Below are 22850 nucleotides of genomic sequence, written 5' to 3'. Positions count from 1 at the left end.
AGGAACCCATGACCGAGCAGAACCCCTACGGCGAGCAGCCGACCGCCCCCTACGGCCAGACGCCCTCCTCCCCGCCCCCGCCGCCGAGCGGCGGCTCGTACGGCGGCGGTGGCTCGTACGGCGGCAGCTCGTACGGCGGTGGCTACGGCGGCGGGCCGCTGGCGGGGCAGCCGAGCAGCAAGGGCTTCTTCGGCGCCCTGTTCGACACCAGCTTCACGACGTTCGTGACGCCGATGATCATCAAGGTCGTCTACATCATCGGCATGGTGGCGATCGGCCTGGCGACGATCTTCTTCGCCCTGAGCGGCTTCTTCGGCGACTCCCCCGCGCTCGGCGTCGTCACCCTCATCGTCGGTCCCCTCGTGGGACTGCTCTACCTCTGCTTCTTCCGGATGATGTGCGAGTTCTACCTGGCCATCACCCGGATGAGCGAGGACATCAACCGGCGGCTGCCCCGGACCTGAGCGGGCGCGGGGGCGGCGGGGGCGGCCTCAGCACGACCCGGAGCCGTAGGACACGTCGACGTCGATGTCGCCCTCGTGGAAGAGGCCGCCGTCGTAGGACACCTCCAGGCAACCGGCGACCGAGTCGTCCTCGGCGCCGGCCAGCGCGAAGTACTCCTGGATCCCGTAGGACTCACCGAACCCGGCGTCCTCGGTGACCGTGCGTCCCTCCGTGACCACGACGTCGTCGCGACCGATCGCGTCCTCGATCGCGGTGACGCCCGGTGATGCGTACTTGTAGTACTCCCCGCTCAGCTCGCTCGCCGCCGCACGGCCGAGGGTGTCGAGGCGCTCCTGGGTCAGCGGACCGAGGCCGGAGGCCGTCGTGGCGATGGCGGCGACGCCGAACCCCGCCGCGCAGATGCCGGAGAGGACGCGCCCCATCGCGAAGCTGGCCTCGGACGGCTCGTTGGCCTCGGGGTGCTTGAACTGCCACGCGGTGGTGGCGTACCAGAGCTGGCGCGGGTCGACGACCGTCAGCAGCAGCATCAGGAGCGCGATGATCCACAACACGACGGCCATGACGGTGGGCTACCCGCGGGGCGGGTCCGCAAACCCGGCAGCCGAGGGCGTGCTCAGACCGCGGCGACGGTCAGCACCACGCGCGCCCGCTCGTCGTCCGCGAGCCAGCGGCGGCGGGCCCGGACGAGGCGGCGCGAGGACCAGGCCACGAACGGGACCGCCACCACGGCGGGCACCCACGCCCAGGGCAGGACCGTCAGCCCCGTGAAGAGCATCGCGGTGAGCGTGGTGACGAGCGAGAGCCTGCCCGCGTAGCCGGCCATCGCCGCGTGCGGCGCAGGCGTCGCGCGCGGGGAGGACAGGTCGACCGAGTACGGCGAGCGGATCGACCAGGTCATGACGATCGCCAGCACCTGGACCACGACGACGAGCCAGCACGACAGCACGGCGACGCCGGTGACGAGCGGTGGCAGGCCGTTGCGCAGCAGGGCGAGGACGACGGTGACGCCCGAGCAGAGCGCCATGCACTCGGCGACGACCAGGGCGCGCACGTCGAACACGTCCGCCGCGGACACCGGCAGCGTCTCGCGCCAGACCATGCCCTTGCCGTCGAGGCACCACGCGTTCACGCCGAACAGCAGCGCCGCGCCACTCGCCGTGAGGCCGGGGAGCAGCATCACCGAGCCCCACTCGAGACCCGCGACGAGCGCCACCAGGCCCGGTCCGAGGCCGAGGGTCAGCAGGCCGCGCCGCATGCCGACCGAGCGCCACACCGAGCCCCGGTCGAGCCGCCGGAGCAGGGCGCGGTCCGGCGAGCCCCAGCGCGGCTCGGGCGCGGGCCGGGCCTCGTGCACGCCGGACTGGACCCGCAGCTCCTCGCGCGGGGGCAGGCCGAGCGCCCAGGCGGCAGGGCGCGCGCCCACCACGACGCCGACCGCGGCGAGCCCGAGCAGGACCAGGACGGCGAGCGGCCAGCCGCTCGTCTGCGCGGTCGCGGCCACCCAGGTGGTGGGCAGCGCACCGACCACGCGGCCGAGGTGACCGGCGAGGTGGAGTCCGACGAGGGTCGCGACGACGAGGCCACCGACGACGCGGACGGCGAGCACGCCGCGGGCGGTCCGGCGTACGCCCTCCACCGCCCACCCGACGGCCTGTCCGAAGGCGGTCGCTGCGAGGACCCAGGCGAGCACGACGAACTGGGCGCCGAGCAGGTGCTCGGGCGAGGCGACCAGCGCCGTGATCGCCAGCAGGCCCCACATCTGCACCAGCCAGGCGAGGTTGAGTGGGGCGAGCAGCAGGGCGCCCAGGTGCTCGGTGACCGGACTGATCGGGTGCACCGCCGCCTCGCTGCGCGACAGCAGCTCGCGGCCGCCGCCGCTGCCGACCGAGGCCGCGACGGCCAGCAGCAGGAAGCCCGCGAAGGTGGCCCCGAGGTTGCCGCGGATCGAGGCGAACGCGCGTGCCACGGTGGGCGAGTCGACGCTCGCTGGGTCGAAGCCGCTCGGCGCGACGGCGAAGACGAGGCTCAGCGCGAGGACCACGACGACGCCGACCGCACCGGCCCGGCGCCGGCGTACGGTCCGGGCGCGGAAGGCGACGAGGTGGCCGGTGTCGCGGGCGGCGTCCAGCCAGGTGTCCAGCCGGGCGTCCGTCCGGGTGTCAGTCCGGATGTCAGTCCGGATGTCAGTCGAGGAGGGCACGGTAGGCCTCACCGGTGAGCTCGGCCGCCTCCATCGCCGCCACCCGGTTGCCGCCGCGCAGCACGATCGCCTCGCCACACGCCTCCAGGGCCAGGTCGCGCAGGTGGGTGGAGAGCAGCACGCACGCGCCGCGGGCGCGGGCGTCGGCCACGACCTCGAGGGTCGCCTCGACGCCGAGCGGGTCGACGCCGTCGAACGGCTCGTCGAGGAGGAGGACGGCCGGCTCGTGCAGGGCGGCGAGGACGACGCTCAGCCGCCGGCTCATGCCGTGGCTGAACCCGCCGACGACCCGGTGCGCGACGTCGCCGAGCTCGAAGCGCTCGAGCAGGTCGCGACCGCGCTGCTCCCAGTCGCCCATGCGGCGCAGCCGCGCCGAGAGCTGGAGGTGCTCCCACGGTGTCGCGCGCGGGACCAGGCCGCCGACGTCGGGGCAGTAGCCGACGACCCGCTTGACGCCGAGCGCGTCGGTGGCGGCGTCGTGGCCGGCCACCGTGACAGCGCCCGAGGTGGGCGGCACGACACCGGCGAGGACCTTCATCGTCGTCGACTTGCCGGCGCCGTTGCGCCCGAGCAGGGCGGTCGCCCGCCCGCTGTCGGCGGTCAGGTCGACGCCGGACACGGCCTCGACGTCGCCGAAGCGGACGTGGAGGTCGCGCACGACGACGGCGGGGGTCTGGGTCACCCGGGAATTCTCCCCGAGGGCGGGCGTCCGCGGGCCGGATTCGGCGGACTCGACCCCCCGCTGCAACGGAGCCGGGCGGATCAGGCGGGGAAGCCCGCGCCGCTCGCCGCCAGGTCGCGCAGGTACGCCGCCGGGCGGAAGCGCTCGCCGTACGCGTCGGCCAGCGCGTCGGCGCGGTCGAGGAAGGCGTGCAGGCCGACCGGACCGACACCCGCGCCCGTCTCGTCGAGCGCCTGCCAGCCGGTCATGAACTGGGCCGCGCCGCCGGTGAGGGCGGGAAAGCCGATCCCCATGATCGAGCCGATGTTGGCCGCGGCCGCCGAGGTGATGACGCCCTCCTCGAAGCACTTCGCGGTCTCGAGCGCCTCGATGAACAGCATCCGGTCGCGCACGTCGCGGATCGGGACCTGCTGCTCCGCGACCGGGAACGTCTCGGCGAGCCCGGGCCACAGCGACGTGCGGCGGCCGTCCGCGTCGTAGTCGTAGAAGCCGGCGCCCCGGAGCCGCGACGGACGGCCGAGGCCGATCATGGTCTCGATGACCGCTCCCGCCGGGTCGTCGCCGAGGTCCACGCCCTCGCGGGCGGCGGCGTCGGCGGTGGCCTTGCGGATCTTGGCCATCAGCTCCATGTTGAGCTCGTCGCTGATCTGCAGCGGCCCGACCGGGAAGCCGGCCGACGTCGCGGCGCGCTCGAGCGACACCGGGTGCACGCCCTCGGCCAGCATGGTGAGGCCCTCGTTGATCTGGGTGCCGATGACGCGCGAGGTGTAGAAGCCGCGCGAGTCGTTGACGACGATCGGCGTCTTGCGGATCTGCTGGACGACGTCGTACGCCTTGGCGAGCGCCACGTCGGACGTCTCCGCACCTCGGATGATCTCGACGAGCGGCATCTTGTCGACGGGGCTGAAGAAGTGCAGGCCGATGAAGTCGGCGGGCCGGTCGACGCCGGTCGCGAGCTCGGTGATCGGCAGGGTGGAGGTGTTGGAGCACAGCAGCGCGTCGGCGTCGACGTACGGCGCCACCTCGGCGAAGACCTTCGCCTTGAGCGACGGGTCCTCGAAGACGGCCTCGATCACGAGGTCGCACCCGGCGAGGTCGGCCGCGTCGGCCGTCGGCGTGATCCGGGCGAGCAGCTCGTCGGCCTTGGCCTGCGTGATCTTCCCGCGCTCGACGCCCTTGGCGTTGAGCTTCGCGGTGTACGCCTTGCCCTTCTCCGCCGCCTCGAGCGAGACGTCCTTGAGCACGACGTCCATCCCGGCGCGCGCGCAGGAGTACGCGATCCCGGCGCCCATCATCCCGGCGCCGAGCACGGCGACCCGGGTCGCCTGCCAGCGCTCGATGCCCTGGGGGCGCAGCGAGCCGGAGTTGATCGCCTGCAGGTCGAAGAAGAACGCCTGGATCATGTTCTTGGCCTGCTGGCTGACGACCAGGCTGGTGAAGTAGCGGCTCTCGATGCGCGAGGCGGTGTCGAAGTCGACCTGCGCTCCCTCGACCGCCGCGCTCATGATGGCGCGCGGGGCGGGGTAGACCGCCCCCTTGGTCTGCTTGCGCAGCAGCGCCGGGAAGGCGGGCAGGAACTGCGCCAGCGCCGGGGTCCTGGGCGTGCCGCCGGGCATCTTGTAGCCCGCGCGGTCCCACGGGTTCCTCGCCGCGTCCTCGTCGTCGCGGTGCGCGAGGATCCACGCCTTCGCGGCCGGCACGAGCTCCTCACGGGTGGCGACCAGCTCGTCCACGAGGCCCTTGGCCTTCGCGCCCTGCGGGTCGAACTGGGTGCCGGGCATGAGCACGTCCATCAGCGCGGACTGCAGGCCCAGCATGCGTACGACGCGGGTGACGCCGCCGCCGCCTGGCAGCAGGCCCAGGGTGGACTCGGGCAGGCCGATCTTGACCGAGCGGTCGTCGACGGCGATGCGGTGGTTGGCCGCGAGCGCGATCTCGAGGCCGCCGCCCAGGGCGGCGCCGTTGATCGCGGCGACGACGGGGCGCGGGTAGGTCTCCAGCGCGCGGAGGCTGGCCTTGACCGCCTCGCCCATCGCGAAGATCTCGTCGGCGTCGTCCGGCGTGGCGCTCATCATCGACTTGAGGTTGCCGCCTGCGAAGAAGGTCTTCTTCGCGCTGGCGAGCACGACTCCGGTCACGTCGTCCTGCTCGTCCTGGAGCCGCTCCACCGCTGCCTGCATCGACGACTGGTAGATCTCGTTCATCGTGTTGGCGCTGGCGGTGGGGTCGTCCAGCGTCAGGGTGACGATGCCGTCGGCGTCGCGGTCGTAGCGGACGGCGGTCTCGGTGGTGGTGTCAGTCATGTGGTTCGTGTCCTTCGCTGGGGTAGTCCAGTGAGAAGTGGTCGGGTTCGAGCCGGCGGGGCAGCCAGTTCCCACTGGACTACCCGGCGTCGGCGACGACGGAGGGTGGGCTCAGACCAGCTCGACGATCGTCGCGATCCCCATCCCACCACCGACGCACAGGGTGGCGAGGCCGCGCTTCTGGTCGCGGCGGGCGAGCTCGTCGACGAGCGTGCCGAGGATCATCGCGCCGGTGGCGCCGAGCGGGTGGCCCATGGCGATGGCGCCGCCGTTGACGTTGGTGACGTCGTGGCTGATGCCCATGTCGCGCATGAAGCGCATCGCGACGGCCGCGAAGGCCTCGTTGATCTCCCACAGGTCGATGTCGTCGACCTCGAGGCCGGCCTTGGCGAGCGCCTTGCGGGCGGCGGGCGCGGGTCCGGTCAGCATGATCGTGGGGTCGGCGCCGGAGACCGCGGTCGCGATGATCCGGGCGCGCGGCGTCAGGCCGAGGGCCGTGCCGACCTCCTCGGTGCCGATCGCCATGACGGCCGCGCCGTCGACGATGCCCGAGGAGTTCCCGGCGTGGTGCACGTGGTCGATCGCGGGGACCCAGTGGTACTTCTCCAGCGCGACGTCGTCGAAGCCCGCATCGCGCCCGATCTGGGCGAACGACGGCTTGAGGCCGGCCAGGCCCTCGACGGAGGTGTCCGGGCGGACGGTCTCGTCGCGGTCGAGGACGGTGACGCCGCTGAGGTCCTTGACGGGGATGACGGCGTCGTCGAAGTAGCCGTTGGCCCAGGCCTTGGCGGCGCGGTGGTGCGACTCGGCGGCGTACGCGTCCACCTCCGAGCGGCTCCAGCCCTCGATCGTCGCGATGAGGTCGGCGCCGATGCCCTGCGGCACGAAGCCGGTCTGCAGCGCGGTGGCCGGGTCCATCGCCCAGGCGCCGCCGTCGCTGCCCATCGGCACCCGGCTCATCGACTCGACGCCGCCGGCGATGATCAGGTCCTCGAAGCCCGAGCGGACGCGCTGGGCGGCCTGGTTGACGGCCTCGAGGCCCGAGGCGCAGAAGCGGTTGAGCTGCACGCCGGCGACGGTCTCGGGGTAGCCGGCCTTGAGGGCGGCGGTCTTGGCGATGTCGCCGCCCTGGTCGCCGATGGGGGTCACGACGCCCAGCACGACGTCGTCGACGCGTCCGGGGTCCAGGGTGGGGTTGCGGGTCTTGAGCTCGTCGAGGAGTCCGACGACCAGGTCCACCGGCTTGACCTCGTGGAGGGAGCCGACGGCCTTGCCCCGGCCGCGCGGGGTGCGGATGTGGTCGTAGACGAATGCTTCTGCCATGCCAGCGATTGTGACACCATTACTGTCACAGTCCAACAGATGTGCCCGCCGTCACGACAGGAGCGACACATGGAGGGCGACCTCCTCACCCTCGACCAGCTGACCGAGCGCACCGGTGTCAGCGCGCGCAACGTGCGCTTCTACGCCTCGCGCGGCCTCGTGCCCGCGCCCGTGCGGCGCGGCCGGTCGGGCTACTACGGGCCCGACCACGTCGCGCGCCTCGAGCTGGTCCGCGAGCTCCAGGGCCACGGCTTCACGCTGTCGGCCATCGAGAAGTACGTCGAGCAGATCCCGGCCACGGCCACGCCGTCGGACATCGCCCGCCACCTGTCGCTGCTCGCCCCGGTCACCACCGACCGCGACGTCGACGTCCCCGGCGACCTGTCCGGGATGGGCATCTCGCCCGAGGCGGCCCAGGCGGTCGCCGAGGTGTACGCCGCGCACGGGCGCCAGGTCGCCGAGGAGCTGTCCGAGATCGTGCGCACCAAGGTGTGGCCGCAGTTCCGCGAGGCCGGCTACACCGCCGAGCAGCTGCGCGAGTTCATCCACCGGCTCAAGCCGCTGACGATCGCGGGCCTCGTCACGGCCTACGAGCAGGCGATCGACGAGAGCCAGGCGCAGTACGACGGCAAGCCGGTGCGGCGACCCGGCTGACCGCCCCTCGGGGTGTTCGGCGCAGTCGGGCGCGCTGGAAGGCTGGACAGGTGAACCTCCCCCCGCCCAGCGCCGCGCGTCGATCGCGATGACCGACGCGACGGTCTACCTCCTGCTCGGGCTCTCCCTGCTGCTGGCGATCGTGCTGCCGCAGGTCACCCGGGGCATCGCGATCTCGCCCCCGATGGTGCTGGTGGCGCTGGGGATGCTCATCGGCCTGCTGCCGCTCTCCGGCGAGGTCAGCCTCGACCCGCAGGACCACCGCACGCTGGTCACCCACGTCACCGAGCTCACCGTCCTCGTCGCGCTGATGGGCGTCGGGTTGGCCATCGACCGCGAGCTGCAGGTCCGGTCGTGGCCCTCCTGGCGCACCTGGTCGCCGGTGTGGCGGCTCCTGCTCGTCGCCATGCCGCTGACGGTGCTCGGCGTGGCCGTGCTCGGCTGGTGGGTCGCCGGGCTCACCCCGGCCGTCGCGCTGCTCCTCGGCGCGGTCCTCTCCCCCACCGACCCGGTGCTCGCCTCGGACGTCCAGGTCGGGGAGCCGCTGACCGAGGACATCGACGACCCTGACGGCGCCGAGGACGACCGGCCGGAGGAGGACGACGACATCCGCTTCTCCCTCACCGCGGAGGCAGGCCTCAACGACGGCCTCGCCTTCCCGTTCGTCCACCTCGCGCTGCTCATGCTGGCCGGCGGCTTCGGGCTCGCCGACGCCGGCGCGTGGCTCGGCTGGGACGTCCTCGGCAAGATCGTGGTCGGCGTCGGCGTCGGGCTCGCCGCCGGGTGGCTGCTCGGCCGGCAGGCCTTCCGCGCCAGGGCGGCGACGCTCCGGCTGGCCGAGCACGGCGAGCCGATGCTGGCCCTCGCGGCGCTGCTGGTGGCGTACGGCGCTGCGGAGCTGGTCGGCGGCTACGGCTTCCTCGCGGTCTTCACCTGCGCGATGACGCTGCGCGCGTCGCACCGCGGGCACGCCTACCAGCGCGCGATGCACGGCGTCGTCGAGCGCCTCGAACGGCTGCTGACGCTCCTCGTGCTGCTCGTGCTCGGCATGGCGATGACCCGCGGCCTGCTCGAGCACCTCGACTGGCGCGGGATCGTCGTCTCGCTCGCCCTGCTGCTCGTCGTACGCCCGGCCGCCGGCTGGATCGCCGTGGCCGTGCTGCCGCGCGAGGAGCGGCTCGACGGAGGACTGGACCGCGGCGAGATGGCGGCGGTCGCGTTCTTCGGCGTGCGCGGTGTCGGGTCGCTCTTCTACCTCGCCTACGCCGCGAGCCACGAGCACCTGCCGGACGAGCCGTGGCTGTGGTCGACCGTCGCCTTCACCGTCATCGCCTCCGTGCTGCTGCACGGGGTGACCGCGACGCCCGCGATGGCCCGCCTCGACGCGCGTCGGGGCACGGCGTCCACGAAGGGATGAGGCCGCGCCCACCGGCACCCTGACAGAGTGGCCCTGTGACCACCGTCCTCGTGACCGGCGCGACCGGTTTCATCGGCCGCCGCCTCGTCCCCGCCCTGCTCGACGCCGGGCACGACGTCCGCGCCATGACGCGACGCCCCGAGTCCTACGACGGCCCGGGGGATCCGGTCGGGGCCGACGTGATGGACCCCGACACGCTCGGTCCGGCGCTCCGAGGCGTCGACGTCGCGATCTACCTCGTGCACTCCCTCGACGACCCCGACTTCGAGCGCAAGGACGCCGAGGCCGCGAGGAACTTCAGTGCCGCCGCCGCCGCTGCCGGGCTGCGGCAGATCATCTACATGGGCGGCCTCGGCGACGAGGACAAGGAGCTGTCGGCCCACCTGCGGTCGCGGCGCGAGGTCGAGGGGCTGCTCGGCTCCGACGGCGTGCCGGTCACGGTGCTGCGCGCCGCCATCGTGGTCGGCCACGGCGGGATCTCGTGGGAGCTGACCCGCCAGCTGGTCAAGAACCTGCCGGGGATGGTCGTGCCCAAGTGGGTCGGCACCCGCACCCAGCCCATCGCGATCGACGACGTCGTGCGCTACCTCGCCGGGGTGGTCGACCACCCCGACGCACTCGGCCGGGTGTTCGAGATCGGCGGCCTGGAGCAGCTGACCTACCGCGAGATGCTGCAGGGCGCCGCCCAGGAGATGAACGGCCGCAAGGTGCCCATCGTCGTGGTGCCGCTGCTGACGCCCGGACTCTCCTCGCGCTGGCTCGCGCTCGTCACGGACGTCGACGTCGTCACCGGCCGCAACCTCATCGACTCGATGTCCAACGAGGTCATCGTGCGCGACGACTCGATCCGCGAGGTCGTCCCGGGCACGCCGCTGTCCTACCGCGAGTCCGTGCGCCGGGCGCTGGCGGAGCGCGCCGCCGGCTAGAAGATCAGCGGCAGCACGAACAGCATCGACAGCGACCACGTGATGTGCGTGAGGATCGGTGCGAGCACCCCACCGCTGGCGCGCCGCTCGAGGCCGCACACCGCGCCCAGCACGATGGCCGCGAAGCCGAGCATCACGTTGCCCGTGGCCAGGGTCGCGACGACGTACGCCAGCGACGTCCACAGCACGGGGTACCGCGGGATCGCGGCGTACATCGCACCGCGGAAGAACAGCTCCTCGGCGATGCCGTTGACGAAGGTGATCACGGCCAGCACCGCCAGCGACCCCTCGTCGGCGTAGGCCAGCACCGAGCTGACGTAGTCGGCGAGCGGGGGGATCTCGCGCACCACCAGGGCGCCGAGGACGAACACCCCGACGAGGAGCAGCCCCAGCAGGATCGGCGCGAGGATCGGGCGCACGAAGGTCTCGGTGCCGCCGGAGATCCGGCCGAGGTGGAGCCGTCCGGACAGGAACGCACCCGCCGCCCAGACGCCGGCGAGCACGACGGCCGCGACGTAGAACAGGTTGCCGCCCGGCTCGAGCCGGAGGGACCAGCCGAGGATGACCGCGCCGACGAGCACGACCGCCGCGGCGACGAGCTGCCGGCGGCGCAGCGCCTCGTCGGTGTCGCGCTGGTCGCGCGGGACGACGTCCCACAACGACCGGCGGATGAAGGTGCGCATGACCACCACTCTAGGAAGCCGGGGAAGGCTGCTCGCCGGCGGTGATCCGGCACAGGGCGACGACCGCGCGGCCGAGGGCCTCGTCGTCGTCCGGGTCCGCGGCGCCGAGGAGCTCGCGCTGGCGCCGCGCTCCCGTGCCCTCCTCGAGCAGCCGCGCGATGCCCTGCGCCACGTGGTCGTGGTCCCCCGCGTCCCGGAGGGCGTCGCCGACGTGGTCGAGGAGCGTCTCCATCACGTCCGCCGCGGGCCGCGACGTGCCGGTGGGCGGGTGGACGAGCTCGCCGGTCATGCCGTGCCGGCCGGCCTTCCAGCCCGCGAGCCGCAGCAGGGGTGCCGGGACGTCGTCGGGCCCGCGGCCCTCCTCGGCCTCCCGCGCTGCGGTCTCGACCAGGGCGCGTGCCAGGGCGGCGACGAGCACCGCGTCGCGGACGTCGAGGCACACGTCCGCCGTCCGGATCTCGACGGTCGGGTGCTGGGCGGAGAGGCGGGCGTCGGTGTAGACCATGGCCTCGTCGAGGGGTACGCCCGTGGCGAGCATGGCCTCGACGTAGCGGCGGTAGGCGTCCGGCGAGCCCAGCACGGGCGTCGGGCCGGCGCTGGGCCACCGCATCTGCATGGGGTGGCGGTAGCTCTCGAAAGCCGTGTCCACCGACTGCGCCCACGGCGAGTTCGCGCTCACGGCGAGCAGCAGCGGCACCCACGTGCGGATCCGGTCGAGGACGGCGACGCCCTCGTCGGGACCCGAGACGTCGACGTGCACGTGGCAGCCGCACACCAGCTGCTCGGCGATCATCAACCCGTAGCGCTGCCGCATCGCGTCGTAGCGGCTGCTCCGCTCGACCGCGGAGTCACCGGCGAGCGGGGACGTGCCGGAGGCCAGCACCCGGGCGCCGACCTCGAGCGCTGCCGTACGCGTGCGCTCGCGCCACGCGCGCAGGGCGTGGTCGAGGGCGGGGAGGCTCTCGACCGGCGGGGTGTCGGTCTCCACCTGGGTGCGGTGGAGCTCGTGGCCGAGGGAGCCGCCGCGGTCGTCGCTGGGCGCCGGGCTGCGCGCGTCACGCGCCCCGGCAGCGCGGATCACCTCCGAGGCGAGGTTGCGTGGCCGACCGGTCCTCGCGTCGACGAGCAGCAGCTCCTCCTCCACCCCGACGCTGCGCATGCGTCGATCCAACCAGCGATCCGGTGGGCCTGCCCCATCCCGTCAGGCGGGCTGGTCCGCGGCCAGCAGCTCGCGGACCCGCGGGACGACCTCCTCGCCGTAGAGCCGGATCGACTCGAGGCGCTGGTCGTGCGGCAGCGAGCCGACGGAGTACTTGAGCTGGAAGCGGGAGAGCCCCAGCGTCCGGGCCGCCCAGGCGATCTTCTGCGCGACCGTCTCGGGGGAGCCGACGAACAGCGCACCCTGCGGCGACGCTCCCTGCTCGAAGGCGATCCGGCTGTACGGACCCCACCCCCGCTCGCGACCGATCCGGGTGAACAGCTCGGCCTGGTGGGGGTAGAGCTGCTCGCGAGCGAGCTCGTCGGTCGCGGCCACGTGGCCCGGGGAGTGCATGCCGATCGGCAGCTCGGGACGGCCGTGCTCGATGAGGGAGCGGCGGTAGAGGTCGGCGAGCTGGACGAACGCCGCGGGCGAGCCACCGATCACGGCGAGCATCAGCGGCATCCCGTAGCGCGCCGCGCGTACGACCGACTCGGGGGTGCCGCCCACGCCGATCCACGCGGGCAGCATCCCGGCCGCGGTCGTGGGGAGGACCTGCTTGTCCACCAGCGGCGGACGGACCGTGCCCTCCCACGACACAGGCTGCTCGGACTGGAGCGCGGCGAAGAGGTCGAGCTTCTCGGCGAAGAGGCGGTCGTAGTCCGAGAGGTCGAGGCCGAAGAGGGCGAAGGACTCGATGAACGAGCCCCGGCCGAGCTGGACCTCCGCGCGCCCGTTGCTCACCGCGTCGAGCGTGGCGAAGCGCTGGTAGACCCGGATCGGGTCGTCGGACGACAGCACCGTGACGCCCGTGCCGAGGCGGATCCGCTCGGTCTGGCCGGCGATCGCGGCCAGGACGACGTCGGGGGCGGAGATCGCGTAGTCGGGCCGGTGGTGCTCGCCCAGCCCGAGGTAGTCGATGCCGAGCCGGTCGGCCAGCACGCCCTCGGCGACGACCTCGCGGAGGGTCTGCGGGTGGTTGGCCGGGGCGCCGTCGACGGGCGCGTCGCCGAAGGTGTCGAGGCCGAGCGTCGGGCGCTCGCGGGTGCCGAGGACGTCGAAGTCGAAGTCAGTCATGTCAGCCTCCAGAGTAGTTGAACCGTGAACGACGCGGGCGTCCGCCGCATTCCCCGCTGCCGCTGCTTCACCATGGGATGCAGACGAACCCGCACCTCCCCTGGTCAGCTGACCGAGGGAAGTGCGGGTTCGTCGACATCACATGGTGGAGCGTCAGCGGCGACCGCTGAACGACGCGGCGCTGTGGCCGCTGCCGCCGGAGCGCTGGCCGCCCTGGCCGCCCTGGCCGCCACCCGAGCGACGACGACGGTTGCCGCCGCCACCCTGGCCGCCGCCCTGGCCGCCGCCCTGGCCGCCGCCCTGGCCGCCGGAGCGACGGCGCTGGCCGCCACCACCGGTCGAGCTCGGGCCGCCGCTCTCGCTGGTGTAGGTGGTCGGGTTCCCGCGGCGGGACTGGCCGTTGGTCTGGCCGCTCCTGCGGGCGCGCTTGCGCTGGGCGTTGGCGCCGGTCGAGCGACCGCCGCCACCCTGCTGCGCGGGAGCCTCGACGACGAGGCCGCCCGGCACGAGGGTCCGCTCGCCGGGGGCGAGCTGGCCGAGGACGGGGTGCTTCGGGCCGTCGACCTTGGTGGTGACCGGCTTGATGCCCGCCTGGCGGGTCAGGTCGCGCACGTCGCGGACCTGCTCGTCGGTCATCAGGGTGATGACGGTGCCCTCGTTGCCCGCTCGGGCCGTACGCCCGGAGCGGTGGAGGTACGCCTTGTGCTCGACCGGCGGGTCCGCGTGGACCACGAGCGCCACGTCGTCGACGTGGATGCCGCGGGCCGCGATGTCCGTCGCGACGAGCGTGGTGGCCTCACCGGAGTGGAAGGCCTCCATGTTGCGGGTGCGGGCGTTCTGCGACAGGTTGCCGTGCAGCTCGACGCTCGGCACGCCCGACTTGTTGAGCTGGCGGGCGAGCGCCTTGGCGCCGTACTTGGTGCGGGTGAAGACGACCGTACGGCCGGGCGCGCTGGTCAGGTCGACGAGCACGGGCACCCGCTGCTCGCGGTTGAGGTGCAGCACGTGGTGCTTCATCGTCGCGACCGGCGACTGGGCCGAGTCGGCCTCGTGCGTCACCGGGTTGGTCAGGAAGCGCTTCACCAGCACGTCGATGGCCTTGTCCAGCGTGGCCGAGAAGAGCAGGCGCTGGCCGGACTGCGGGGTCTTGTCCATGATGCGGCGCACGCCGGGCAGGAAGCCGAGGTCGGCCATGTGGTCGGCCTCGTCGAGCACGGTGATCTCGACGGCGGACAGGTCGGCGAAGCCCTGCTGCATGAGGTCCTCGAGGCGACCGGGGCAGGCGATGACGATGTCGACGCCCTTCTTGAGGGCGGTGACCTGCGGGTTCTGGCCGACGCCGCCGAAGACGGTGCGCGTGGTCAGGCCGGTCGCCTTGGCCAGCGGCGCGAGGGAGGCCTCGATCTGGCCGACGAGCTCACGCGTCGGGGCCAGGATCAGGGCCCGCGGCTTGCGCGGCATGGCCGGCAGCTTGGAGGCGTCGAGGCGGGCGACCAGCGGCAACAGGAAGCCGTACGTCTTGCCGGAGCCGGTGCGGCCACGGCCGAGGACGTCGCGGCCGGCGAGGCTGTCGGGCAGCGTCGCGGCCTGGATCGGGGTAGGAGTGGTGATGCCCTGCTGCGCCAGGATCTGGACGAGCGAGGACGGGACGCCGAGGTCGGCGAAGGTCATGTGTGTTTCTTTCGGTTGGCGTCTCGCCACCGTGAGCGCGACCGCGATGGTCGTGCGTACGTGCCTCAGAGTGAGGGAGGTGCTGCACCCGACCGGGGCCGGGGAGACCTGCGCCCGGGGCAAGACCGGCCGGGCGACTGTGAGGTCAACGTTACTGGGACGGGTGGTGTTCCCGTGAATTCCGCGCCGTGTGACCCCGGACGCCCGGCCGGCCTCATGCGCAGCAGGTCGCTGTCGTGACCTCCGGCGCGTCACCGCTGGCTCCCGTCTCGGGTGAGTCGTCGGTGATCGTGTAGACCTCCCAGCGCTCTGCGTCCGGGGCGCCCTGCACCCAGAACTTGTCCTGCGCGGCGTAGCAGCACGTCGTGTCGCGCTCCTCAGTGGTCGCGAGGCCGGCAACGGCGAGACGGGTCAGCTCGTCGTCGACCGCGTCCACGTCGGCCACCTCGACCCCGAGGTGGTTGATGCTGCCGCCCGGGCCGGCCCCCTCGATCAGGACCAGCTTGAGCGGCGGCTCCGCGACCGCGAAGTTGGCGTAGCCCGGACGGACCTTGTGCGGCTGGGTGTCGAACAGCGTGGAGTAGAAGGCGATCGACGTCTCGAGGTCGTCGACGTTGAGCGCGAGCTGCAGGCGGGACATGGCGGTGCTCCTTCGATATCGATGAATGTCGATGTCCGAGGTTGCCGCAGACATCGACATCTGTCAATATCGACGTGTGTCGAAGTCGCCACTCACCCTGACCCCCGTCGAGACCGCCGCGTGCTGCTCGCCGCTGCTCCGCGAGCCTCTCTCCCTCGAGCGGGCCGAACGTGTCGCGCCGCTGCTCAAGGCGCTCGCCGACCCCGTACGCCTCCGGCTGGTCTCGATCGTCGCGGCCAGCGAGGGCGGCGAGGCCTGCGTGTGCGACCTCAACGACGCCTTCGAGCTCTCCCAGCCGACGATCAGCCACCACCTCAAGGTGCTCCACGAGGCGGGCCTGCTCGATCGCAGCAAGCGAGGCGTGTGGGTCTACTACGCCGTGCGCCGTGAGGTCCTCGCCGACGTCGCCGCCCTCATCGGCGGGGGGGAGTGAGCACCGCTGACGGCAGCGAGGGCGTCGGTCGGCTGTCCACCCTCGACCGCCTCCTCCCGGTGTGGATCGGCCTCGCGATGGTCGCCGGACTCCTGCTCGGCCGATGGGTGCCCGGCATCGGTGACGTGCTGTCCGCGGTCGAGGTCGACGGGATCTCGCTGCCGATCGCGGTCGGGCTGCTGGTGATGATGTACCCCGTCCTGGCCAAGGTGCGCTGCGACCGCCTCGACACCGTCACCTCCGACCGCAGGATGCTGGCGGCGTCGCTGGTGCTCAACTGGGTGCTCGGACCCGCGCTGATGTTCGCCCTCGCCTGGCTGCTGCTGCCCGACCTGCCGGAGTACCGCACCGGGCTCGTGATCGTCGGCCTCGCTCGCTGCATCGCCATGGTCGTCATCTGGAACGACCTCGCGTGCGGCGATCGCGAGGCGGCGGCCGTGCTGGTCGCCCTCAACTCGGTCTTCCAGGTCGTCGCCTTCGCCGTCCTGGGCTGGTTCTACCTCGAGGCGCTGCCGGCGTGGCTCGGGCTCGAGCAGGCCGCGCTGGACGTCTCAGCCTGGCAGATCGCGCGGTCGGTGCTCGTGTTCCTCGGCGTGCCGCTGCTGCTCGGCTGGCTCTCGCGCACCTGGGGCGAGCGGATCCGTGGCCGCGAGTGGTACGAGACCGCCTTCCTGCCGCGCGTCGGCCCCTGGGCCCTGGTCGGGCTGCTCTTCACGATCGTCGTCCTGTTCGCCGTCCAGGGCGAGCAGGTCACCAGCCGGCCACTCGACGTGGCGCGCATCGCGCTGCCGCTCCTCGTCTACTTCGCGCTCATGTGGGGCGGCGGCTTCCTGCTCGGGCGCGCGCTCTCGATGACGTACGAGCGCACGACGACCCTCGCGTTCACCGCGGCGGGCAACAACTTCGAGCTCGCCATCGCGGTCGCCATCGCGACCTTCGGCGTCACCTCCGGACAGGCGCTGGCCGGCGTGGTCGGCCCGCTCATCGAGGTGCCGGTGCTGGTCGGCCTCGTCTACGTCAGCCTCGCCCTGCGCGAGCGCCTCTTCCCCCGCCAGTCCCCGATCCCGTCCGTGGAGGAGAACGTCCGATGACCACTCCCACCGTCCTGTTCGTCTGCGTCCACAACGCCGGCCGCTCCCAGATGGCCGCCGGCTGGCTGCGCCACCTCGCCGGCGACCGCGTCGAGGTCCTCTCCGCCGGCTCGGCACCGGCGGGATCGGTGAACCCGGTCGCTGTCGAGGCGATGGCGGAGGTCGGCATCGACATCGCCTCCCACCAGCCGAGGCTGCTCAGCGACGCCGCGGTCGAGCAGTCGGACGTGGTCGTCACGATGGGCTGCGGTGACGCCTGCCCCTTCCACCCCGGCAAGCGCTACGAGGACTGGGCGCTCGACGACCCGGCCGGTCAGGGCATCGAGGCCGTGCGACCGATCCGCGACGAGATCCGCAGCCGTGTCGAGCGGCTGCTCGCCTCCCTCGGCGTCGGCTGAGCCGCTCAGGTGCTCGCGCGCTGGACCAGGGTCGGCGGGATGATGACCCGCATCGGGTGCGAGCCCTCCATCGCGTCGACGCGCTCGAGCAGCAGTCGGGTCGCCCGCTCGGCCATCTCGACCACGGGCTGGCGCACCGTGGTGAGCTGCGGGGTGGTCCGCTCGGCGACGCCGAGGTCGTCGAAGCCGACGACCGCGACGTCGTCGGGGACGGAGCGGCCGCGCTCGGTCAGGACGCGCAGGGCGCCGGCGGCCATGAGGTCGGAGGCGACGACCAGCGCGTCGAGGTCGGGGTGCCGGTCGAGCAGGGCCCGCGCCGCCGTCTCGCCGCTCGCCTCGGTGAAGTCACCGTGCTCGACGGCGTCGTCGGCCAGGCCGGCGGCGCTCATCGCCTGGCGCCAGCCCGCGAGCCGGTCCGCGGCCGCCGTCATGTCGTGGGGGCCGGCGATCGTGCCGATGCGCGAGCGGCCCGACCCGATCAGGAGCTCGGTGGCCTCGCGCTCACCCGCGGCGTTGTCGACGTCGACGTAGGCGACCCGCTCGCCGCCGGTCCACGGGCGACCGCCGAAGACGCACGGCAGCCCGATCTCGGCGAGGTGCTCGGCGAGCCGGTCCTCGCGGTGGTGGGAGGTCACGATCGCGCCGTCGACGTGGCGGTTGGTGAGGTAGCGCAGGGTGCGCGCGGTGTCGGCGCCCGGACGCGCGAGGAGCAGGACGAGCTGGATGTCGCGCTCGGACAGCACCCGGTTGACGCCGCGGAGGGTGCCGGCGAAGAACGGGTCGGAGAAGACGCGGTCGTCCGGCTCGGGGACCAGCACCGCGATCGAGTCGGTGCGCCGGGTGACCAGGCTGCGGGCCGCGGGATTCGGCACGTAGCCGAGGGTGCGTACGGCCTCGTCGACGGCCTCCTGGGCGCGCGCGCTCACGCGCTGGCCGCCGTTGATGGCCCGCGAGGCGGTGGCCCGCGAGACCCCGGCGACCCGCGCCACCTCGTCCAGGGTCGGGGACCCGGACAGGGGGGAGGTCCGCGGCGTGGTCACCCGCGTCACGCTAGTCCCCCTGCACGTCGACCGGTGGCAGCGCTCCGGTGCGGGCCAGCTCGGCGTACCAGCGTGCGCTCGACTTGGGCGTACGCCGCTGCGTCTCGTAGTCGACGTGCACCAGGCCGAAGCGCTTGGCGTAGCCGAAGGCCCACTCGAAGTTGTCGCAGAACGACCACTGGTAGAAGCCGGCCACGTCGACGCCCTCCTCGATGGCGCGGTGCACCGCGCGGAGGTAGGAGTCGAGGAACGCGATGCGGTCCGGGTCGTGCACCCGCCCGTCGGCGTCGAGCACGTCGGCGAACGCCGCGCCCGTCTCCGTCAGCGAGATCGGCAGGTGCGGGTAGTCGTCGTGCAGCCGGCGCAGCAGCCGGTAGAGGCCTTCCGGCTGGATCTCCCAGCCCATGTCGGTGACCGGCAGGCCGCGGCTCGGCATGGTGACGTGCTCCGAGCCGGGGAACGGCGACAGCGCCACCCGGTCGGGGTGGTCGGCGCCGATGCCGACGACGTCCGTGCGCGGGTGACCCGAGACCTCGTTGCCGTGGTAGTAGTTCACGCCGAGCACGTCGATCGGCGCCGAGATGGTCGCGAGGTCGCCGTCGAGCACCACGTCCGTCCACGGCGCGTCCTGCCACGTCAGTGCGGCGGTGTCCTCCAGCACGTCGGCGGGGTAGGCGCCGCGGAAGATCGGGTCCAGGAAGAACCGGTTGTGCAGGCCGTCGATGCGCCGGGCGGCGTCGACGTCGACCGGGTCGGACGGGTCGCTCGGGTCGGGCACGGTGAGGTTGAGGCTGAGTCCGAGGCGGTCGACGCCGCGGCTGCGCAGCTCCTGCACGACCAGGCCGTGGCCGAGCATGAGGTGGTGCCCGGCGACGAGACCGGCCGCACCCTCCTGCCGCCCGGGCGCGTGGTGGCCGGCGGTGTAGCCCAGGAACGCCGAGCACCACGGCTCGTTGAGGGTGGTCCACGTCCGGACGCGGTCGCCGAGGACGTCGTGCACCGCGAGGGCGTACTCGACGAAGCGGTGGGCGGTGTCGCGGTTGGTCCAGCCGCCCGCGTCCTCGAGCACCTGGGGCAGGTCCCAGTGGTAGAGCGTGAGCCACGGCGCGATGTCGTGCGCCAGCAGCCGGTCGACCAGCCGGTCGTAGAACGCGAGGCCCGCGGGGTTCACCGGGCCGGCGTCCGGGCGTACGCGCGGCCAGGCGACGGAGAAGCGGTAGGAGGTGGCGCCGAGGTCGGCGAGCAGAGCGACGTCCTCGGGCATCCGGTGGTAGTGGTCGCAGGCCACGTCACCCGTGTCGTCGTTCATCACGGCGCCGGGGATGCGCGAGAACGTGTCCCAGATCGACGGCGTACGCCCGTCCTCCGCCACGGCGCCCTCGATCTGGTAGGACGCGGTCGCCATCCCCCACACGAAGTCCTGCGGGAACCGCACGGGCTCGGTGCCCGGGCCGGTGACGGTGGTGGTGGGGCTGGTGTGGATGGTCATCCCTTGACGGCTCCTTGCATGATGCCGGACACGAGCTGGCGCCCGGCGAGGACGAAGAGGATCAGGAGCGGGATGGTGGCCAGGGTGGTCCCGGCGAGGACCAGGCTGAAGTCCTTGAAGTACCCGCTCTGAAGCTGGTTGAGGGCCACCTGGATGGTGGGGTTGTCGGGCGGCAGCGCGATGAGCGGCCAGAAGAAGTCGGTCCACACCTGCATGAAGGTGAACAGCCACAGGATCGCGGCTGCCGGCCGGGCGGCGGGGACGGCGACGGTGAGGAACACCCGGATCTGCGAGCAGCCGTCCATCCGCGCGGCCTCGATCAGCTCGTCGGGGACGGCGTCGACGAGGTACTGCCGCATGAAGAAGACGCCGAACGCCGTCACCAGCCACGGGAGCATCACCGAGAACGTGGTGCCCGCCCAGCCCAGCTCCGCCATGAGGATGAAGAGCGGGACCACGCCGAGCTGGGTCGGCACCGCCATGGTGGCGACGACGAAGACGAGCAGCGGCCCGCGGCCGCGGAAGCGCAGCTTGGCGAAGGCGTAGCCGGCGAGGGTGCAGAAGAACACGACCGAGCACGCGGTCACCGTCGAGACGAGGAGGCTGTTGCCCAGCGCCTTCCAGAACGGGATCGAGTCCATCGCCCGCTGCGCGTTGGCCATGAAGTGGCCCCCCGGCAGGAGCGGAGGCACGCCCTGGGCCGCGACCTCCTTGGTCTGCGAGCCGAGCAGGAAGGACCAGTAGAGCGGCGCGGCCGAGCCGAGGACGAACGCGGCCAGCAGGCCGTAGACGAGGAATCCGGGTCGACGGCTCATCGCTCACCTCCGAGGGACCCGATGCGGCGCACCAGCACGAGGTTGACGACTGCGAAGACGCAGATCACCAGGAAGAGCAGCCAGGCGGTCGCGGAGGCCCGCCCGAGGTCGCGCAGCTGCCAGCCGAAGTCGTAGACGAGCATGGTGATCGTGCCGAACTGCCGGTCGCTGCCGCCGTTGCGGGCGGTCGTGTCGTCGAAGAGCCGCGGCTCGGCGAAGATCTGGAGTCCTCCGATGGTGGAGGTGATGATGACGAAGATCATCGTCGGGCGGATCATCGGGACGGTGATGGAGACGAACTGGCGCAGGCGGCCGGCTCCGTCGATCGCCGCGGACTCGTAGAGCTCGCGCGGCACCGCCTGCATCGCCGCGAGGAAGATCAGCGCGTTGTAGCCGGTCCAGCGCCAGTTGACCATGCTCGCGATGGCGACGTGGCTGGCCAGGCGGTTGGTGTGCCACGCGATGTTGTCGATCCCCACCACGTTGAGCGCCTGGTTGACCAGGCCGTAGCGGTCGCCGAACAGGCTCCCGAAGATGATCGCCACCGCGACGGGGGACACCACGAACGGCAGCAGGATGCTCATCCGCCACAGGGTCCGCCCGCGCAGCTGGTTGTCGAGCAGGCCGGCGAGCACCAGGGCGATGAGGATCTGGGGCACCGACGAGATCAGGAAGATGCTGATCGTGTTGACCAGCTGCTTGGTGAAGTAGGGACTGTCGAGGACCTCGCGGTAGTTCTCGAGGCCGACGAAGTCGCCCTTGCCCCCCAGCAGGCTCCAGTCGTGGACCGAGACCCACGCCGTGTAGCCGAGGGGGAACATCCCGATGACCAGGAAGAGCACGAAGAACGGCGCGACGTAGAGGTACGGGGAGTACCGGTGGTCGGCCCGGCTCAGCCGCTGCCGCCACTGCGGTGGCTCGGGCCGCACGGCCCGGGGGCCGTGCCCCGGCCGGAGTGGCGACATCTCGTCGATGTCGCCACCCCGCGTGTGGAGATGAGTGGTCACGTCGCGCCGTTCGCTCGTGGGTGGGAGAGGTCGGCTCAGCCGAGCGCCTCGACGTCGGCGAGGAACTGCTCCCACGACGCCTCGGGGTCCTTCGACCCGTCGTCCACGCGCATGATCGCCGCCTGGAAGGCCGTCAGGATGTCGGAGTACTTCGGTCCCTTGAACGGCTGCACGGTGATGGCGGCGGCCCGGTCGGCGGTGATGGTGCCGATGGGGGCGTCGTTGAAGAACTCGTTGACGGCCTCGTTGACCTCCGGCGAGTCCTGCGCCTCGACCTGGCTGGGGAAGGCTCCCACGGCGGCGAACGCCTTGGCCTGCTGCTCCGGGGCGGTCAGCCAGGCGGCCACCTCCTTGGCCTCCTCCTGGTGCTCGCCCTGCGTCGGGACGGTGAGGAACGAGCCGCCCCAGTTGCCGCCGCCACCGGGGAACACGTTGGCGATGTCCCAGCCGTCGACACCCTCGGAGTTGCCCTCGATGATGCCCATCAGCCAGCCCGGGCACGGGATCGTGGCGAAGCCGTCGTTCTGGAACTGCGCGGTCCAGTCGTCGCCCCACTGCGCGATCTTGGAGGACAGGCCGCGGTCCACGTTGTCGGTCACGGTCTTGTAGACCGCCTCGAGCTCGGGGTTCTCCACGTCGACCGTCTCGTTGTCGGTCTCGAAGGGGAACTCGACCTGGTTGAGCATGGCCTGCGACAGGCTGGTCGACGAGTCGTACCAGGCGGTGCCGGGCATGGCCTCGACGAACGTGTCGCCGGTGGCGAAGTAGTCGTCCCAGGTGCCCATGAGCTTCGCGACCTCGTCGCGGTCGCTGGGCAGGCCGGCCTGCTCGAACAGGTCGGCGCGGTAGCAGATGCCCTCGGGGCCCACGTCGGTGCCGTAGCCGATCATCTGGCCCTCGGCGTTGGTGCCGGCCTCGGCCTTCCAGTCGAGCCACCGGCCCTCGAGCTCGGGGTCGGTGAGGTCGGCGAACGCGCCGCTCTCGGCCATGATCGCGGGCATCGCGTCGCCCTCGATGGCCTCGATGTCGGACAGGCCGGACCCGGCCGCGAGCTTCGTGAACAGGTTGGCCTTGGCGTCGTCCCAGGTGCCGACCTTGACCTGCTCGATCTTGATGTCGTCGTGGGAGTCGTTCCACTCCTCGATGAGTCCCTCGTAGCCGAACTCGTTGAACGTCGCGACGCTGATGGTCGTGACGCCGTCGGCAGCCGAGCCGTCGTCGTCACCGCCGCTGCACGCGGCCAGGGTCGTCGCGAGGGTGAGCGCCGTCATCGCGCTCAGGGCGAGTCGCACCCGCCGGGTCTTCGGTGTCTGCACCACTGCACTCCTGCCGTCCTGC

At 72.4% G+C, this 22850-nt stretch carries 22 protein-coding genes; 7 read left to right on the top strand and 15 right to left on the bottom strand.

Translation table 11 applies throughout. The features are described from left to right. The first annotated feature begins 8 nt into the window (after positions 1–8). Entirely contained in the window at positions 9–464 is a 456-nt protein-coding gene (locus F4692_RS08000) for a DUF4282 domain-containing protein (RefSeq protein ID WP_179619165.1), read from the top strand. A gap of 27 nt (positions 465–491) precedes the next feature. Here F4692_RS08000 and F4692_RS07995 read toward each other — a convergent pair whose 3' ends face one another. The 5 genes from F4692_RS07995 to F4692_RS07975 form a co-directional block, all read right to left on the bottom strand. Continuing rightward, on the bottom strand, positions 492–1025 hold the full coding sequence (locus F4692_RS07995) for a DUF6199 family natural product biosynthesis protein (RefSeq protein WP_179619164.1): 534 nt from the start codon (positions 1023–1025) through the stop codon (positions 492–494). Between the two features lie 53 nt (positions 1026–1078). Further along, positions 1079–2665, bottom strand: coding sequence for a hypothetical protein (locus F4692_RS07990; RefSeq protein WP_179619163.1), 1587 nt, complete (start codon positions 2663–2665; stop codon positions 1079–1081). Continuing rightward, a complete protein-coding gene (locus F4692_RS07985) occupies positions 2649–3347 on the bottom strand; it encodes an ABC transporter ATP-binding protein (protein ID WP_179619162.1) in 699 nt (232 codons plus the stop codon). Before F4692_RS07985 ends, F4692_RS07990 begins: the two co-directional genes overlap by 17 nt. An 80-nt stretch (positions 3348–3427) precedes the next feature. Next, a complete protein-coding gene (locus tag F4692_RS07980; RefSeq protein WP_179619161.1) occupies positions 3428–5650 on the bottom strand; it encodes a 3-hydroxyacyl-CoA dehydrogenase NAD-binding domain-containing protein in 2223 nt (740 codons plus the stop codon). 111 nt (positions 5651–5761) lie between these two features. Continuing rightward, positions 5762–6973, bottom strand: coding sequence for an acetyl-CoA C-acetyltransferase (locus F4692_RS07975; protein ID WP_179619160.1), 1212 nt, complete (start codon positions 6971–6973; stop codon positions 5762–5764). Positions 6974–7042: 69 nt separating this feature from the next. Between F4692_RS07975 and F4692_RS07970 the strand changes: the two genes are divergently transcribed. The 3 genes from F4692_RS07970 (at position 7043) to F4692_RS07960 (ending at position 9970) form a co-directional block, all read left to right on the top strand. Then, entirely contained in the window at positions 7043–7627 is a 585-nt protein-coding gene (locus F4692_RS07970) for a helix-turn-helix domain-containing protein (protein ID WP_257029733.1), read from the top strand. Positions 7628–7715: 88 nt separating this feature from the next. Further along, entirely contained in the window at positions 7716–9044 is a 1329-nt protein-coding gene (locus F4692_RS07965) for a cation:proton antiporter (protein WP_179619158.1), read from the top strand. Between the two features lie 35 nt (positions 9045–9079). Then, positions 9080–9970, top strand: a complete 891-nt coding sequence (locus F4692_RS07960; protein ID WP_179619157.1) for an NAD(P)H-binding protein — start codon at positions 9080–9082, stop codon at positions 9968–9970. On the opposite strand, the gene F4692_RS07955 is transcribed toward F4692_RS07960, so the two are convergent. The 5 genes from F4692_RS07955 to F4692_RS07935 all read right to left on the bottom strand — a co-directional run bounded on the left by F4692_RS07955 (position 9967) and on the right by F4692_RS07935 (position 15239). Further along, the gene (locus F4692_RS07955; RefSeq protein WP_179619156.1) at positions 9967–10653 is read right to left on the bottom strand and encodes a CPBP family intramembrane glutamic endopeptidase; all 687 of its coding nucleotides are present in this window, start codon (positions 10651–10653) and stop codon (positions 9967–9969) included. The two genes, F4692_RS07960 and F4692_RS07955, sit on opposite strands and share 4 nt — an antisense overlap. A gap of 10 nt (positions 10654–10663) precedes the next feature. Continuing rightward, entirely contained in the window at positions 10664–11812 is a 1149-nt protein-coding gene (locus tag F4692_RS07950) for a glutamate--cysteine ligase (RefSeq protein WP_179619155.1), read from the bottom strand. 42 nt (positions 11813–11854) lie between these two features. Then, positions 11855–12928, bottom strand: a complete 1074-nt coding sequence (locus F4692_RS07945) for an LLM class flavin-dependent oxidoreductase (RefSeq protein WP_179619154.1) — start codon at positions 12926–12928, stop codon at positions 11855–11857. A 153-nt stretch (positions 12929–13081) separates the two neighbouring features. Then, the gene (locus F4692_RS07940; protein WP_179619153.1) at positions 13082–14599 is read right to left on the bottom strand and encodes a DEAD/DEAH box helicase; all 1518 of its coding nucleotides are present in this window, start codon (positions 14597–14599) and stop codon (positions 13082–13084) included. Positions 14600–14813: 214 nt separating this feature from the next. Next, positions 14814–15239: an ArsI/CadI family heavy metal resistance metalloenzyme gene (locus tag F4692_RS07935; RefSeq protein WP_179619152.1), complete on the bottom strand. Its 426-nt coding sequence runs from the start codon at positions 15237–15239 to the stop codon at positions 14814–14816. A 31-nt stretch (positions 15240–15270) separates the two neighbouring features. On the opposite strand from F4692_RS07935, the gene F4692_RS07930 reads away from it, so the two are divergent. Genes F4692_RS07930 through F4692_RS07920 form a run of 3 tightly spaced genes read left to right on the top strand, consistent with a single transcriptional unit; the run spans position 15271 to position 17161 of the window. After that, a complete protein-coding gene (locus tag F4692_RS07930; protein ID WP_179619151.1) occupies positions 15271–15672 on the top strand; it encodes an ArsR/SmtB family transcription factor in 402 nt (133 codons plus the stop codon). Then, a complete protein-coding gene (gene arsB / locus F4692_RS07925) occupies positions 15669–16763 on the top strand; it encodes an ACR3 family arsenite efflux transporter (RefSeq protein WP_179619150.1) in 1095 nt (364 codons plus the stop codon). Before F4692_RS07930 ends, arsB begins: the two co-directional genes overlap by 4 nt. Next, positions 16760–17161 (top strand): arsenate reductase ArsC, encoded by a 402-nt coding sequence (locus tag F4692_RS07920; RefSeq protein WP_179619149.1) that lies wholly within the window; start codon positions 16760–16762, stop codon positions 17159–17161. Before arsB ends, F4692_RS07920 begins: the two co-directional genes overlap by 4 nt. Positions 17162–17166: 5 nt before the next feature. Here the strand turns inward: F4692_RS07920 and F4692_RS07915 are convergent, their stop codons facing one another. From F4692_RS07915 to F4692_RS07895, 5 genes are read right to left on the bottom strand one after another with little or no spacing between them, the layout of a single operon-like run. Further along, positions 17167–18201, bottom strand: coding sequence for a LacI family DNA-binding transcriptional regulator (locus tag F4692_RS07915; RefSeq protein WP_179619148.1), 1035 nt, complete (start codon positions 18199–18201; stop codon positions 17167–17169). 10 nt (positions 18202–18211) lie between these two features. After that, on the bottom strand, positions 18212–19690 hold the full coding sequence (locus tag F4692_RS07910; RefSeq protein WP_179619147.1) for a GH1 family beta-glucosidase: 1479 nt from the start codon (positions 19688–19690) through the stop codon (positions 18212–18214). Next, positions 19687–20505, bottom strand: a complete 819-nt coding sequence (locus tag F4692_RS07905) for a carbohydrate ABC transporter permease (protein WP_179619146.1) — start codon at positions 20503–20505, stop codon at positions 19687–19689. Before F4692_RS07905 ends, F4692_RS07910 begins: the two co-directional genes overlap by 4 nt. Continuing rightward, entirely contained in the window at positions 20502–21512 is a 1011-nt protein-coding gene (locus F4692_RS07900; RefSeq protein WP_308645214.1) for a carbohydrate ABC transporter permease, read from the bottom strand. The genes F4692_RS07905 and F4692_RS07900 overlap by 4 nt, the downstream gene beginning before the upstream one ends. A gap of 35 nt (positions 21513–21547) precedes the next feature. Next, positions 21548–22828, bottom strand: coding sequence for an ABC transporter substrate-binding protein (locus F4692_RS07895; protein WP_218858362.1), 1281 nt, complete (start codon positions 22826–22828; stop codon positions 21548–21550). Between the last annotated feature and the right edge of the window lie 22 nt (positions 22829–22850).

This window comes from Nocardioides cavernae (genome assembly GCF_013410035.1).
GTDB lineage: Bacteria > Actinomycetota > Actinomycetes > Propionibacteriales > Nocardioidaceae > Nocardioides > Nocardioides cavernae_A.
This window is presented reverse-complemented; position numbering and strand designations above follow the sequence as displayed.